General features: G+C 74.1%; 15 protein-coding genes and 1 pseudogene. 5 read left to right on the top strand and 11 right to left on the bottom strand.

From position 1 onward, the window contains the following. Positions 1-20: 20 nt before the first annotated feature. Positions 21-686 (bottom strand): NADPH-dependent F420 reductase, encoded by a 666-nt coding sequence (locus AB0H75_RS42200; RefSeq protein ID WP_367806105.1) that lies wholly within the window; start codon positions 684-686, stop codon positions 21-23. Positions 687-774: 88 nt separating this feature from the next. Between AB0H75_RS42200 and AB0H75_RS42195 the strand changes: the two genes are divergently transcribed. Then, positions 775-1,158 carry a winged helix-turn-helix transcriptional regulator gene (locus AB0H75_RS42195; protein ID WP_367806103.1) on the top strand — a complete coding sequence of 128 codons (384 nt, stop codon included), beginning with the start codon at positions 775-777 and terminating at the stop codon, positions 1,156-1,158. Here AB0H75_RS42195 and AB0H75_RS42190 read toward each other — a convergent pair. Then, positions 1,153-1,428 (bottom strand): annotated as a pseudogene (locus AB0H75_RS42190) (nitroreductase/quinone reductase family protein); the annotation flags it as partial. The gene AB0H75_RS42195 and the pseudogene AB0H75_RS42190 sit on opposite strands and share 6 nt — an antisense overlap. 24 nt (positions 1,429-1,452) lie before the next feature. Next, a complete protein-coding gene (locus AB0H75_RS42185; RefSeq protein WP_367806101.1) occupies positions 1,453-1,887 on the bottom strand; it encodes a hypothetical protein in 435 nt (144 codons plus the stop codon). A 26-nt stretch (positions 1,888-1,913) separates the two neighbouring features. On the opposite strand from AB0H75_RS42185, the gene trpB reads away from it, so the two are divergent. The 3 genes from trpB (at position 1,914) to AB0H75_RS42170 (ending at position 4,744) form a co-directional block, all read left to right on the top strand. Then, positions 1,914-3,101 (top strand): tryptophan synthase subunit beta, encoded by a 1,188-nt coding sequence (gene trpB, locus AB0H75_RS42180; RefSeq protein WP_367806099.1) that lies wholly within the window; start codon positions 1,914-1,916, stop codon positions 3,099-3,101. Further along, complete coding sequence (gene trpA, locus AB0H75_RS42175) at positions 3,098-3,919, top strand: tryptophan synthase subunit alpha (RefSeq protein ID WP_367806097.1); 822 nt, start codon at positions 3,098-3,100, stop codon at positions 3,917-3,919. Before trpB ends, trpA begins: the two co-directional genes overlap by 4 nt. Before the next feature lie 69 nt (positions 3,920-3,988). Then, positions 3,989-4,744, top strand: coding sequence for a GntR family transcriptional regulator (locus AB0H75_RS42170; RefSeq protein WP_367806095.1), 756 nt, complete (start codon positions 3,989-3,991; stop codon positions 4,742-4,744). 24 nt (positions 4,745-4,768) lie between these two features. Here the strand turns inward: AB0H75_RS42170 and AB0H75_RS42165 are convergent, their stop codons facing one another. The 6 genes from AB0H75_RS42165 to AB0H75_RS42140 are packed head-to-tail and all read right to left on the bottom strand — an operon-like array spanning position 4,769 to position 9,914. Then, positions 4,769-5,665: a hypothetical protein gene (locus tag AB0H75_RS42165; protein WP_367806093.1), complete on the bottom strand. Its 897-nt coding sequence runs from the start codon at positions 5,663-5,665 to the stop codon at positions 4,769-4,771. Beyond that, positions 5,662-5,973, bottom strand: a complete 312-nt coding sequence (locus AB0H75_RS42160) for a PadR family transcriptional regulator (RefSeq protein ID WP_367806203.1) — start codon at positions 5,971-5,973, stop codon at positions 5,662-5,664. The genes AB0H75_RS42165 and AB0H75_RS42160 overlap by 4 nt, the downstream gene beginning before the upstream one ends. A gap of 16 nt (positions 5,974-5,989) precedes the next feature. Further along, positions 5,990-7,579 carry a long-chain fatty acid--CoA ligase gene (locus AB0H75_RS42155; RefSeq protein WP_367806091.1) on the bottom strand — a complete coding sequence of 530 codons (1,590 nt, stop codon included), beginning with the start codon at positions 7,577-7,579 and terminating at the stop codon, positions 5,990-5,992. 52 nt (positions 7,580-7,631) lie between these two features. Continuing rightward, positions 7,632-8,090: a MaoC family dehydratase gene (locus AB0H75_RS42150; RefSeq protein ID WP_367806089.1), complete on the bottom strand. Its 459-nt coding sequence runs from the start codon at positions 8,088-8,090 to the stop codon at positions 7,632-7,634. Continuing rightward, the gene (locus tag AB0H75_RS42145) at positions 8,087-8,977 is read right to left on the bottom strand and encodes an amidohydrolase family protein (protein WP_367806201.1); all 891 of its coding nucleotides are present in this window, start codon (positions 8,975-8,977) and stop codon (positions 8,087-8,089) included. Before AB0H75_RS42145 ends, AB0H75_RS42150 begins: the two co-directional genes overlap by 4 nt. Before the next feature lie 10 nt (positions 8,978-8,987). Next, positions 8,988-9,914, bottom strand: a complete 927-nt coding sequence (locus AB0H75_RS42140) for an SDR family oxidoreductase (protein WP_367806087.1) — start codon at positions 9,912-9,914, stop codon at positions 8,988-8,990. A gap of 101 nt (positions 9,915-10,015) precedes the next feature. On the opposite strand from AB0H75_RS42140, the gene AB0H75_RS42135 reads away from it, so the two are divergent. Then, positions 10,016-10,921 (top strand): PaaX family transcriptional regulator C-terminal domain-containing protein, encoded by a 906-nt coding sequence (locus AB0H75_RS42135; protein ID WP_367806085.1) that lies wholly within the window; start codon positions 10,016-10,018, stop codon positions 10,919-10,921. Here AB0H75_RS42135 and AB0H75_RS42130 read toward each other — a convergent pair. Both AB0H75_RS42130 and AB0H75_RS42125 read right to left on the bottom strand, forming a co-directional pair. Continuing rightward, on the bottom strand, positions 10,891-12,153 hold the full coding sequence (locus tag AB0H75_RS42130; protein ID WP_367806083.1) for a 2-hydroxyacyl-CoA dehydratase: 1,263 nt from the start codon (positions 12,151-12,153) through the stop codon (positions 10,891-10,893). The genes AB0H75_RS42135 and AB0H75_RS42130 overlap by 31 nt on opposite strands. Further along, entirely contained in the window at positions 12,141-13,229 is a 1,089-nt protein-coding gene (locus tag AB0H75_RS42125; RefSeq protein WP_367806081.1) for a 2-hydroxyacyl-CoA dehydratase, read from the bottom strand. Before AB0H75_RS42125 ends, AB0H75_RS42130 begins: the two co-directional genes overlap by 13 nt.

Here is a 13,229-nt window from a genome sequence, read left to right as displayed (position 1 = left end):
CTCTCCAGGCGCCTGCCGGCTTACCCGGCCGTCGTCTGTGCTGCTCGAAGCAGCGCCGGATCCACATCGGGAACGGCGAGCCTCGGGTTGTGGCCCGACGCGACGACCCTCATGACGAATCCGGCGGCCTCCTCCAGCTGCCGGGCGCTGGCGAGCCCGCCGACCGCGGCGGGCCGTCCACCGAGGTCCCGGACGAGGGCCGCGGCGCGATCGAGGGCATCCGCATCGTCGCCGCAGATCGCCACGACCGGTGCCGACTCCTGCGGGCCCGCGTACGGCCACGAGGCTCCCGCGAACAGGTGGAGCGCCTTGACCACGTGCGCACCGGGAGCCGTGCCAGCCACCAGCGCCGCCGCCGAGCCGTTCGCCGGCTTCAGCTCATAGGTCGTGTAGTCGACCGGGTTGGTGCAGTCGATCACGGTCGTGCCGGCCAGCGATCCCTCGGAGGCGCCGACGAGATGCAGCGCCGCCTCCAGCCCTTCCCACGCCACCGCGATCACGAGCACGTCGGCCCGGCCGGGGAGGTCCGCGGCCTCGACCGCCTCCGCGGCGGGACCGATCCGGTCGGCGGCCCGCGCGGCGTGCACGGGGTCGCGCCCCGCCACCACCAGTGAGTGGCCGGCCTGGGCCCAAGCTCGGCCGAGCGTCACGGCGAGGTTCCCGGTCCCCAGGATCCCTACGTTCACAACGATCTCCTCTGTCTCGAAGCTGTGTTCCTGACGCTACGAACGAGGTTCCTACCGTTCGGTAGGGCGCCGGTGCGATACTGGTTCCGTGCTCGACGGGTCCTGCCAGACATTCGTCTCCGACTGCCAGGTGCGCGCGGCGGCCGAGCTCATCAGCCACGCTTGGGATCCTGTCGTGCTCTCGGCCCTCCGCCTGGGGCCGACGCGACGCAGGGAACTGCTCACGAGGATCGCGGGAGTCAGCGACAAGGTCCTGACCCAGGCGCTGCGACGGCTGCAGGCGCGCGGGCTCGTCGTGAGAGGCGGCGGCGCCGGCCGTACGTCAGCGCCCGCAGGCGCGGTCTACCGGCTCTCCGCGCTGGGCGAATCCTTCGCGAACGGCCCTCTGGCGCACCTCGCGCAGTGGGCCGCCGACCACCAGGACGGCCTCATCGACCAGGACGGCCTCCTCGACCGGCCCGCCCCGTCATGACGAGGGGGCGTGGCGCGGAATGAAACGGACGAACGGTATGTTCCTCCCCACTTCGCGGTAGTCCTCCTGGCTGCCGTCCACCGCGAACCCCATGATCGCGCAGAGCCGGCGGGCGGCGACGGGGTGGCGGGGCGCGTACCTGGCCATGATCTCCGCTCCCTCCTCCGTCGCGACCGGCGCGGCGGCCGCCCGTACGACGTGGCCGCCGATCTGGAGGGTCACCTCGGGAGCGGCCAGGACGTTGCGGTACCAGCCGGCCTTGGGCCCGCACCCGGAGGCGGCGGCGAGGGACCTTCACGTCCCCTCCCCCGGCAGCAGGTGCTCGGCCGCGGCCGGCGCCTCGTCCACGGGAAGCTCGTCGTCGATCATGTGATGCAGCGCGAGCCCGATCGCGGCGACGACCAAGGTGGTGACCCCGGCCGTGCACGCCGGCGGCCAGCCGGGGTGCAGCCGGGCCGGCTCGGCACCGGCGGTGCGCGGCAGCCGGGCCCCGATCGCCGCGAGCGCGGCCCGCTCGTCGCCGGCGCCGGCCTGGGCACGGAGGACCTGTCCGCGATGGCGCGCATCCTCGTCGGCCCGCCCTGGCCCTTCACCGTCCGCGATCCGCCCGCGCTGGCCGAGGCGCCGGCCGGGCACGTCACCGCGCTCACCCTGGCCGTCGCCCCTGGCCGTCGCCCGCTCCCGTCCCGCGCTGCCCGTGCCATACTGACTGTTATAGAACTCATCCAAGAGTTATAGAACGATCGGAGTACGGCATGCGAGACGTGTCACCCCCGGCCGGGACGATGGGCGAGCCCGGCGCGTGGGGGCGGTTCGGCAGGTACGGCGGCCGGTACGCCCCGGAGTCCCTGGTGGAGGCGTGCCGGGAGGTGGAGCAGGCGTTCCGGGAGGCGTGGGCGGACCCGGGGTTCCGCGGCGCGCTGGCGCGGCTGCTGGCCGTGCACGCCGGGCGGCCGACCCCGCTCACCCCGGCCCACCGGCTGTCGGAGGAGCTGGGCGTGCGGCTGTACCTCAAGCGTGAGGACCTCACCCACACCGGCTCCCACAAGATCAACAACGTGCTGGGCCAGGCCCTGCTGGCCACCCGGATGGGGCGGCGCAGGCTCATCGCCGAGACCGGGGCCGGCCAGCACGGGGTGGCCGCCGCGACCGCCGCCGCGCTGCTCGGGCTGGAGGCCACGGTGTTCATGGGCGAGCGCGACATCGAGCGGCAGGCGCTGAACGTCTTCCGCATGCGCATGCTGGGCGCCGAGGTGGTCCCGGTGACCACCGGCAGCCGCACCCTCAAGGACGCCACCAGCGAGGCCATGCGGCACTGGGTGGGCACGACCGGCGACTCCCACTACTGCGTCGGCTCGGTCATCGGGCCCGACCCGTACCCGTGGATGGTCAGGGAGCTCCAGCGGGTCATCGGCGACGAGGCCCGCGCGCAGTGCGCCGCCGAGCTGCGGACCGGCGTACCCGACCACGTGGTCGCGTGCGTCGGCGGCGGCTCCAACGCGGCCGGCACGTTCGCCGGGTTCGCCGACACCCCCGCGAGCCTGGTCGGCGTCGAGGCGGAGGGCGGCGCCGGGGCGGCCCGGGGCCGGCTCGGCGTCCTGCACGGCTGCCGCTCGCTGTTCCTGCAGGACGGCGACGGGCAGATCGAGCAGGCGCACTCCGTCGCCGCCGGGCTCGACTACCCAGGGGTCGGCCCGGAGCACGCCCACCTGCGCGACCTGGGCCGGGCCCGCTACGTCACGGTGAGCGACGACGAGGCGGTCGCGGCGGCGGTACGGCTGGCGCGCGCCGAGGGCATCGTCCCGGCGCTCGAATCGGCGCACGCCCTCGCCTGGATCGTCCGCGCGGCGGGCCGGGGCGAGCTGCCGGCCGGATCGACGGTGCTGATGACGCTGTCCGGCCGGGGCGACAAGGACGTCTCCACCCTGAAGGAGCTGCTGTGACCGACAACCCGACCCTGGCCGCGGGCGCGGTCGAGCGCCACCTGCGCGCCCGCAGGGACGCCGGCCGCGGCCTGCTCATGCCGTACGTCACCGGCGGGATCACGCCCGGCTGGACCGGCTACCTGCGGGCGTTCGCCGCCGCCGGGGCGGACGCGATCGAGGTCGGCCTGCCCTTCTCCGACCCCACGCTGGACGGCGTCACCATCCAGCGGGCCAGCGAGGCCGCGCTGGCCCGGGGGGCGAGCACCCGCCGCGTCCTCGCCGACCTGGCCGCCCTGCCGGACCTGGGCGTGCCGCTGGTCGTCAGCACCTACTACAACCTGGTCCTGCACGACGGACCCGAGGCGTTCTGCGCCGCGCTGCGCCGGGCCGGCGTGCGCGGCCTCATCGTGCCCGACCTGCCGGTGCACGAGGCCGGCGAGCTGACGGACGCGGCCGGCCCCGCCGGGATCGAGCCGGCCCTGCTGGCCTCCCCGGCGACGCCGCAGCCGCGGCTGGCGGAGATCGCGCGCCGCAGCCGCGGGTTCGTCTACGCGGTGTCGCTGATGGGCACCACCGGCGAGCGGGCCGGTCTCGCCGGCTCGGCGGCGGAGCTGGCGCGGCGGGTCAGGAGCGTCACCGACCGGCCGGTCTTGCTAGGATTTGGCATTTCCACCCCGGACCAGGCCCGCGAGGCCCGCCGGCACGCCGACGGCGTGGTGGTCGGCGCCGCGGTCATGCGGCGGGTGCTCGACGGGGCCGGGCCGGACGACCTGGGGGCCTTCCTCGCGACCCTGCGGCAGGCGCTGGACGCGAGCCCCGACCCGCCGACCACCTGACCCGCCGACCCTCTGACCCGCCGACCACCTGACCCACCGACCCTCTGACCAGGAGCGTGACCGACCACGATGACCCCCGACGCCGGGCACGAGGCGAGATACCGCGCCATCGCCGCCGACCTCGCCGCCAAGATCCGGTCGGGGCACTACGCCCCCGGCGAGGCCCTGCCGCCGCAACGGGAGCTGAGCGCCTCCTACGGGGTGACCCTCATGACGCTGCGCCAGGCGTTGCGGGAGCTCAGCGACGAGCGGCTGATCGTGCAGCGGCCGGGCAAGGGCACGTTCGTCGCGCCGCCGCACCTGGCGTACCAGCTCGACTCGCTCCGCAGCCTGGTCGACGACCTGCGCAAGCAGGGGCACGACGTGCGTACCGTGGTGGCCGGGCGGGCGGTGCGCCGGGTCCCCGCCCCGATCGCCGCGGAGCTGCGGCTGCGTCCCGGCGACAGCGCCCTGCGGCTGGAGCGGATCCGCGAGTTCGCCGGGCGGCCCGCCGTGCACCAGGTGTCGTGGGTCCGCCGGCCGGTGGCCGACCGGATCCGCGAGCGCGACTTCACGGCCGTCTCCCTCTACACGGCGCTCGCCGACGAGGGAGTGGCGGTCGCGCGGGCGTCCGAGGTGGTCAGGCCCGGCCTGCTCGACGCCGCCGCGGCCCGCCACCTGCACGAGCCGCAGGGCAGCCCGGTGCTGGTCAGCACCCGGATCACCTACACGCTCGACGCCACGCCCGTGGTGTCCGACCACGCCACCATCCTCGGCAGCATGATGGAGATCCGCACCGAACGCGCCGCCACCGGCCTCTCCCTCACCTGGGGCGCCACCAGCTGACAGCCCCTGCGCGGCGACCGGCGGTCACGCCTTGGCGTGCACCCGGCGGGCGGCGACCAGGGAGGCCACGACGAGAGCGGTGACCACGCCCCAGTACAGGAAGCCGCGAGCGCTGGTCACCAGCAGGTTCTCGGCCAGGTAGACCAGGCCGGGAAGCAAGTGGACGGCGGCCGCCAGCGCCCAGCGGCCGTCCCTGGCGGTCAGCGTGGCGGCCAGCACCAGCAGCAGGGCCGCCACCTCGACGCCGGCCCGCGAGACGACCCAGGTGGGCTCGTACGTCGGCACCTGCGTGAGCTGCAGCGCCCATCCGGCCAGCGGGACGAGCAACCACCGCGACGATCGGGCGGGCATCGTCGCGCCCCACCACCGGACCCTCCCGGCCGTGCGGTCCGCCCCCGCCCGCCGGACGGCGAGCACCACCGAGACGACCGCGACCACCCAGTAGGGCGCGACCGGCGCGAGGTCACCGTACAGCGGACCGAGGTTGACCACCGGGACGTAGAACCCTCCCCAGACGATGGGCCAGCTCGTCCACACCGCCGCCACCGCCGCGACAGGGGCCGCGACACGCGTCCATCCGCGCACAAGCGCCACCATCAGGACGATCCCGAGCACGGTCCACGCCGGATAGTTGACGTACGGCAGGACGGGGAACTGCGCGAAGGTGGCCACCGCCACGACCACCGCGCCGAGGTGCAGGCCGTCGGCCCACGGCGGCACGCCGGGCGCGCGGGCGGCCCGGACGCGGGCGGTGAACCCGCCGGCGAGGAGGTGTGCCGTCTCGCGGAGCGGCGGCCGCTGGGCGCCGGGCCGGGCCGCCTCCATCAGCGTGCCGATCAGCTCCTCACCGTGCTCGGCGCGGTAGTGCTCGGGGTAGGCCCGCAGGAGGCGGCGGTAACGGCGTTCGAGGGCGTGGCTCATCCGCTCGTCGCCCCGCTCGGCCGCAGGACGAGTGCGGCGGCGCGCTGCAACCGGGCCGCCTGGGCGCGGACGGCGCGCACGCCGTCGTCGGTGATGCGGTAGTAGCGCCGCGGACGCCCGTTGACGGTCTCCTCGCGGTCCAGCCGTACCCAGCCGGTCTCCGAGAGCCGGTCGAGCGCGCTGTACAGGGTGCCGACGGCGAGATCGACCTCGCCGAGCGACTTGGCCCGGGCCCGTTTGATGATCCCGTATCCGTGGAGCGGTTCTTCCATCAAGGCGACGAGGATGAAGTACGTCGCCTCCGTCATGCCGATCACGAACCGACTATATATCGTCCGTCGAAGTATCGGCCGGGTGCGCGTGGAGACCGGTGTCTCCGGACGGGCCGGAGCCCGGGAGCGGGAGGTGGCGCAGGCGGGGTTTCTGGATCTTGCCGGAGCCGGTCTTCGGGAGGTCGTCCATGATGTCGACGTACATCGGGATCTTGTACTTGGCCAGGCGGGAGCGGAGGAAGGCGCGCAGCTCGTCGGCCGTGACGCCGGCGCCGGGGCGCGGGACCACGAAGGCGCGGCCGGTCTCGCCCCAGGTGGGGTCGGGCACACCGATCACGGCGACCTCGGCGACGGCCGGGTGCTCGAAGACGGCGGCTTCGACCTCGGCCGGGTAGACGTTCTCGCCGCCCGAGATGTACATGTCCTTGACCCGGTCGATGACGTACAGGTGGCCGTCCTCGTCCAGCACGGCGACGTCGCCGGAGCGGAACCAGCCGCCCTCGGCGAACGCGGCGGCGCTCGCCTGCGGGTCGCGCCAGTAGCCGGGGGTCACGTTCGGCCCCTGGACGAGGACCTCGCCCGGCCGTCCCGGCGCCGCGTCCGTGCCGTCGGGCTGGACGACCCGCACGTTGGTGAAGAACACCGGCACGCCCGCCGAGCCCACCTTGCGCGTGCTCTGGCTGGCTTCGAGGAAGGTGGCGCCCGGAGCGGTCTCGGTGAGGCCGTACCCCTGGCAGAACACCAGGCCCCGCGCCTGGTACGTGCGGATCAGCGCGGAGGGGACCGCCGCGCCCCCGGCCATGAGGTGGCGCAGCGACGACAGGTCGGCGCCGGCCCACCGGGGCGAGCGGGCGAACGCGGCGAACATCGTGGTCACCCCGAACATCCAGGTGACCCGGTGCTTCTCGATGAGGTCGTAGCACTCGTCCACGTCCCACGACGGCATGATCACCGAGCGGCCGCCCTTGAGGAAGGTCGGCAGCAGGGTCTGGTTCAGGGCCGCGACGTGGAACAGCGGCGCGCTGATCAGCGTCACCTCCTCGCTGGTGACGTCGACGCCGAGCAGCATGTTGAAGCAGTTCCACACGAGGTTGCCGTGGGTGAGCATCGCGCCCTTGGGCCGCCCGGTGGTCCCGGAGGTGTAGAGGATGAGCGCCGTGTCGTCCAGCCGCACGGGCGTGTCGATCGGGGTGGGGTCGCCCTCCGCGAGCCAGGTCTCGTAGTGCCGCTCCCCCGGCGCCGGGGCGTCGAGGGCGACGACCTCCTGGAGGGGGGCCGCCAGGTCCGGCAGGGCCCGGACCGTCCCGGCGCACTCGGGAGCGTAGACCAGCACCTTGGCGCCCGAGTGGTCCAGCATGTAGCCGATCTCGGGCGCGGCCAGGCGGAAGTTCAGCGGTACGAAGATCGCTCCGAGCAGGTGCGCGGCGAACATCGTCTCGGCGAAGGCGACGTGGTTGCGGCCGAGGTAGGCGACCCGGTCACCGGCCGCCACCCCGGACGCGCGCAGCCGCGACGCCAGCCGGGTGGTCCGCTCGTGGACCTCGGCGTAGGTGACGGGCCGGTCGGCGAGGATGAACGCGGTCCGGTCCGGGGTCATCCGGGCCCGGCGGGCGGGCCAGCCGCCCAGTCCGGCGTTGCGCATCGGTGTTCGCTCTCCTGTCGCTGAGGGGGTGGGGTCCTCCGTGCGGGCGGCGTCAGGCGTAGTGCCGGTAGATGGCGCGGGCGACGCAGGCCGGCTTGCCCGCGCCCTCGATCTCGACGGTGAAGTCGAGGTGCATCTGCACGCCGTCGCCGGGGACGTCCTCGACCGAGGCGACGACGGCGGCCAGGCGGATCCTGGCGCCCACCTTGACCGGGCTGGGGAAGCGGACCTTGTCCAGGCCGTAGTTGATGCTCATCTTCACGCCCTGGATGTCCAGCAGCTCGTTGAACAGCGGGATGACCAGGGCCAGGGTCAGGTAGCCGTGGGCTATCGTGCCGCCGAACGGCCCGTCCGCGGCCCTGGCGGGGTCGACGTGGATCCACTGGTGGTCGTCGGTGGCGTCGGCGAAGGTGTTCACCCGTTCCTGGGCGATCTCCAGCCAGCCGCTGTGGCCGAGGTCCTTGCCGGCCAGCGCCCTGATCCCGTCGAGTCCGTGCGCCGTGGTGGTCATGCCTCTGTCGTCCTCTCCTGGGTGCCGAGCCCGAGCAGGCGTACGGCGTTGTCCTTCAGAATCCTCGGGCGGACCTCGGGCTTGATGTCGAGCTTGTCGAAGTCACCCAGCCAGCGGTCCGGGGTGATCACGGGGTAGTCGGAGCCGAAGAGCACCTTGTCCTTGAGCAGCGTGTTGGCGTAGCGCACGAGCTGCGGCGGGAAGTACTTCGGCGACCAGCCCGACAGGTCGATGTAGACGTACGGCTTGTGGGTGGCCACCGCCAGCGCCTCGTCCTGCCACGGGAACGACGGGTGGGCCAGGATGATGCGCAGCTCGGGGAAGTCCACGGCCACGTCGTCCACCAGCATCGGGTTGCTGTACTTGAGCCGGATGCCGCCCCCGCCGGGCACGCCCGCGCCGATGCCGGTCTGCCCGGTGTGGAACAGCGCCGGGACGCCCAGCTCCTCGATCGCCTCGTACAGCGGGTAGGCCACCGGGTCGTTGGGGGCGATGCCCTGGATGCTGGGGTGGAACTTGAACCCGCGCACGCCGTGCTCGGCGACCAGCCGCCGCGCCTCGCGCGCGCCCGCCCGGCCCTTCCACGGATCGACGCTGGCGAACGGGATCAGCACGTCGGCGTGCTCGGCGCAGCTCTCCGCGACCTCCTCGTTGGAGATGCGGGGGTGCCCGGTGGCGTGCTCGGCGTCCACGGTGAAGACCACCGCGGCCATCTTCCGCTCCCGGTAGTACGCGGCCATCTCCGGGATGGTCGGCTGCCGGTGCCCGTGGGCCTTGAAGTAGTCCTCGGAGGCGCCGAACAGCTCCGGGCTCAGCGAGCCGTGCCCGTCCTTGGAGACCTCCGCGTGGGTGTGCACGTCGATCGCGACCAGATCGGCGACGTTCATGGCCGCCATGTCAGGCTCCCTGCCCGTCGGCGGCGGGGACCTTGGGCGCGGGGATGCCGTACGTCTCCGGCTCGGCGCCGACGCCCGACGGCCAGGAGGCGGCGATGGCCTCGGCCGTCCACCCGCCGTCGGCGAACGCGACGGCCTTCTCGGCGGGGTGCGACCACAGGGCGAGGCGGTCGCCGCCGATCCCGATCGCCTGGCCGGTCACCCCGGCGGAGGCGTCGGAGGCGAGGAAGACGACGAGCCCCGCCACGTCCTCGACCGTGCCCAGCCCCTCGTCCCTGCGCAGCCAGGCGGGGAACGGCCGGCCGGTGCGCTCGGCCTCCTCGATGATCGGCGCGAACGCGGGGATGGTCCTGGTCATCTCCGTGGCTGCCACCGGCACGACGGCGTTGACCGTGACGTCCGCCCTGGCCAGCTCCATCGCCCAGGTCCTGGCCATCGCCACGATGCCGGCCTTGGCGGCCGCGTAGTTGGTCTGGCCGAAGTTCCCGCGCTGGCCCGCCGGCGAGGAGATCAGGATCAGCCGGCCGCCGCTCCCCTGTTCGCGCATCCGGACCGCCGCGGCCCGCGCGCAGGTGAACGTGCCGCGCAGGTGCACGTCGATCACCGCGTCGAAGTCGTCGTCCGACATCTTCCACAGGACCCGGTCGCGCAGGATGCCGGCGTTGGTGACCATCACGTCCAGCCGGCCGAACTCCTCGACCGCGGTGGCGACCAGCCGGTCGGCCACCTCGGCGGATCCGACCGGGGCGACGACCTCGCGCGCCCGGCCGCCGCCGGCGGTGATGGCCGCCACGACCCGCGCCGCCGCTTCGGCGTCCACGTCGTTGACGATCACCGCCGCCCCGGCCGCGGCCAGCGCCTCGGCGTACGCGCGGCCGAGCCCACGGCCCGCACCTGTGACAACGGCGACCTTGCCGGAAAGATCCATGAGATTCCCCTGAGTTGTACGGCGATGACGCGAACATATGTCACTTTTGCGACGACCGTCAATGATTTGCCCAACGTCTGTGGTTTCCCTACGCTCGTGCTGTGACGCGCACCGAGGGTGACGACAACGAGCAGGCGGCGTCGGCCGCGCGGCCGCAGGCCCTGCTGTTCAGCTTCCTGGGCATCTACGTGCTGGGCCGCGGCGTCGCCGTCTCCTCGGGGAGCCTCATCGAGGTCTTCGCCCGCCTGGGCGTCTCCGAGGAGGCGGTCCGCTCGACCCTGGCCCGCATGGTGAAGCGGGGCCTGCTGGCCCGGCACCGGCGCGGGCGCAGGACGTACTTCGGGCTCACCGAACGCGCCGAGCAGGTGCTGGAGGACGGGCGCCGCCGCGTCTGGGAGACCGGCGCGGTCAACCGCGCTTGGGACGGCACCTGGACCCTCGTCGGGTTCTCCCTCCCCGACAGCCTGCGCGCCATCCGGCACGACCTGCGCTCCCAGCTCGTCTGGGCCGGGTTCGGCCTGCTGCAGAGCGGGCTGTGGGCCGCCCCGGGCACGAAGGACGTCGGCGACGTCCTCGCCCGCGTCGCCTCGGCCGGGCTGCGGGTGGCCGACCACGTCACCGTGCTGCAGGCCCGGGCGCTGCGGCCCACCGACTCGGCCGACCTGGTCCGCAAGGCGTTCGACACCGAGCGCATCGCCGGACGCTACCGGCACTTCCTCGACCGCTGGGACACCCCGCGCCCCGTGCCGGCCGCGCCCGACGACCTCGCCCGCCAGCTCCTGCTGCACGCCGACTGGCTGCAGCTCATCCGGCAGGACCCGCACCTGCCCGCCGAGCACCTGCCGCCCGACTGGCCGGCGATCCGCGCCGAGCAGGTCTTCCACGCGCTCGCCCGCGGCTACGAGCCGCCCGCCGCGCGGCTGGCCTCGGCGATCGTCGAGACCTCCGGCCTGCGGCGGCGGCCCGGCGATCCCGGTCAGGTCAGGACCACGTCCTCCAGCCACTGACCGACCCGCGCGGCCACGTCGTCGCCGAAGGTGCGGGTGTCCACGTTGTCGGCGTGGATCTCGATCACCGGGAACCCGGCCGCCTCCAGCGCCCTGGCGGTGAAGTAGCTGCCCCGGGGGTCGTCGGAGACCAGGTGGACCACGCCGTCGATGCCGTGCAGGCGGGCCTCCTTGACGTACCACTCGCTCGACCACGGCGGGGTGTAGAGCTGGTCGCTGAAGGCGGCGAAGCGCGCCGCCAGTGCCCTCATGGGGTCGTCGCCGTAGCGGATGTACCCGTCGGCGGCGATGGCGAGGTACATCGACCAGACGAACACCGCGCCGTACTCCTCCTGGAAGCGCTGGTAGAAGCCCATGTCGTACCAGAGGCCGCGGCCGATCCACATCAGCCGGGCCCGCTCGCCCGGGCAGGCGGCCTGGCCCGACTCGACCCGGTCGCGCACCTCCTCGTAGAAGCGCCTGGCGAGGTCCCTGGCCCACTCGGTGCCGCGGTGCCACTGCGGGAGCATGACGCTGGGGATGCTGTCCACGACGCCGAGCGGCGCGGGCCGGGCACGGGCGATGAGGTCGCGCGCCTTCCTGTTCCACTCCTCCTGCTCGTTGACCAGGGCCATCACCTCCCGGAAGCGGGACTCGCTGAAGCGCCTGCCGGTGGTGGTCTCCAGGAACCTGACCAGGTTCTCCAGCTCCGCGGTGAGCAGGTCCAGCCTGGCCGGGCCGACGGCCTCCTCCCACCGGTGCGGCATGAGCTCCCACCAGTTGACGGGCAGCTCGTTCTCGGCCGCGCTCTCCAGGGGATAGAAGGTGACGCCGGGCTCGCGGCCCCACAGGTCGAAGATCTTGCGGGTGACGTCGCCGGAGGCGTCGCCGACGACGATGTCCGGCCTGGGCAGGCCGCCCCACGGGCCGGCCTCCGGCTCCGGGTCGAACGCCGAGCCGAGGGTGACCGAGTTGTACTGCTCGGAGTAGTCGGGGTAGCCGCGCCGCCGCACCAGCTCCAGGTAGTGCCCGGAGCGCTGCTTGGCGGCCACCAGCGACGCCCACCATTGGCTGACCGCGTACGGGATGTCCATCGTGCGAAAGATCTCGTGCGGGACGTCCGCGTTGAGCAGGGCGAACGGCTCGCCGCCGGCCACCCGGCGGCGCAGGTCGGCGAACCACTCGCGCTGGTGCCTGCCGGCCTCGGCCGCCGTGGCCAGGGACTTCACGCTGCGCGTTCTCACATCGGGCATGGGTGTTCCTTCCGCAGGGCGGCCAGGTCGACGCGCCCGTACTCCTGGCGCTCCAGCAGCACGGCGGGGATGTCCAGCGCCGCGCGCTGCGCGGGGAAGTCCCAGGCCGGGGCCTCGTCCCCGGCCCGGCAGTAGGCGACGAACAGCTCGGCCCGGCAGCGCCGCACGGCCGCCGCCGCGTACGCGGCCCGCTCGCCCGCCGTGGCCCGGTGGGCGGTCGGGCCGACGTGGTGGTGGTAGTGCTCGGCCAGCGCGTCGAGGCCGCCCGCGCCGACCGGCCCGGTCACGGCGAGGTCGCCGAAGGAGTGGTCCTCGCCGACGATCACCTGGCCCTCGGACTCGACGGCCTCGTACACGTGCGGCGTGTCGTGGTCGCTGCCGCTCAGGAAGACCCGCCGCCCGGTGTGCTCGGCCAGCTCTCCCGCCTCGGCCAGCAGCCGCTCCAGCAGCGCGACGTGCTCGGCCACAGGCAGGGCCGCGTTGGCCACCGCGAGGAACTGCCGCCCGGTGAGCCGGGCGGGCACGGCCCTGCGCAGCTCGGCGGCGGCGGCCAGCAGCCGGCGCCGCTCGTCGTGCGCCGCCACCGCGCCGGCCAGGTCGAGGGGGCGGCCGGTCCAGGCTTCCAGCCGGGCGGCGAACTCGCCGATCCTGCGGCGGTTGTAGCGGGCGGTCGTGCGGTGCGGCAGGTGCAGCAGGTCCACCAGGTACGCCTGGGGCACGCCCGCGCCCGGCTCCACGCGGCCCAGCTCGCGCAGCGCGTAGAACAGGCGCAGGGACGCCTCGCAGTCGTGCGTGACCACGACGCGCTCCAGCGCGCCGAAGGACCCGTCGAGCAGCCGGGCGAGCACCGAGCGGGCCGCCGGGTCCACCCCGCGGCCCAGGTACCGGTCGCCGGGCGCGGAGTCGGAGTCCGGGTCGCCCGTCAGGCGGAGGGCGTGGACTCCGGCGGCGGTCAGCAGCTCCACCGGCAGGTCCGCCCCGACGTAGCCGACGACCGGGGCCCCGCCGGTCCGCTCCGCCGGGGGCGCGCCGCGCCGGGCGTACGCCTCCTCCAGCGCGGCCAGCGCCGTGGGCAC

Source organism: Nonomuraea sp. NPDC050783 (assembly GCF_040802095.1).
GTDB lineage: Bacteria > Actinomycetota > Actinomycetes > Streptosporangiales > Streptosporangiaceae > Nonomuraea.
This window is presented reverse-complemented; position numbering and strand designations above follow the sequence as displayed.

Excerpts from the sequence above, each read along its gene's own strand:
- trpB (WP_367806099.1), top strand. The coding sequence starts at position 1,914 with ATGCGAGACGTGTCACCCCCGGCCGGGACGATGGGCGAGCCCGGCGCG.
- AB0H75_RS42170 (WP_367806095.1), top strand. The coding sequence starts at position 3,989 with ATGACCCCCGACGCCGGGCACGAGGCGAGATACCGCGCCATCGCCGCC.
- AB0H75_RS42165 (WP_367806093.1), bottom strand. The coding sequence starts at position 5,665 with ATGAGCCACGCCCTCGAACGCCGTTACCGCCGCCTCCTGCGGGCCTAC.
- AB0H75_RS42160 (WP_367806203.1), bottom strand. The coding sequence starts at position 5,973 with ATGACGGAGGCGACGTACTTCATCCTCGTCGCCTTGATGGAAGAACCG.
- AB0H75_RS42155 (WP_367806091.1), bottom strand. The coding sequence starts at position 7,579 with ATGCGCAACGCCGGACTGGGCGGCTGGCCCGCCCGCCGGGCCCGGATG.
- AB0H75_RS42150 (WP_367806089.1), bottom strand. The coding sequence starts at position 8,090 with ATGACCACCACGGCGCACGGACTCGACGGGATCAGGGCGCTGGCCGGC.
- AB0H75_RS42145 (WP_367806201.1), bottom strand. The coding sequence starts at position 8,977 with ATGAACGTCGCCGATCTGGTCGCGATCGACGTGCACACCCACGCGGAG.
- AB0H75_RS42140 (WP_367806087.1), bottom strand. The coding sequence starts at position 9,914 with ATGGATCTTTCCGGCAAGGTCGCCGTTGTCACAGGTGCGGGCCGTGGG.
- AB0H75_RS42130 (WP_367806083.1), bottom strand. The coding sequence starts at position 12,153 with ATGCCCGATGTGAGAACGCGCAGCGTGAAGTCCCTGGCCACGGCGGCC.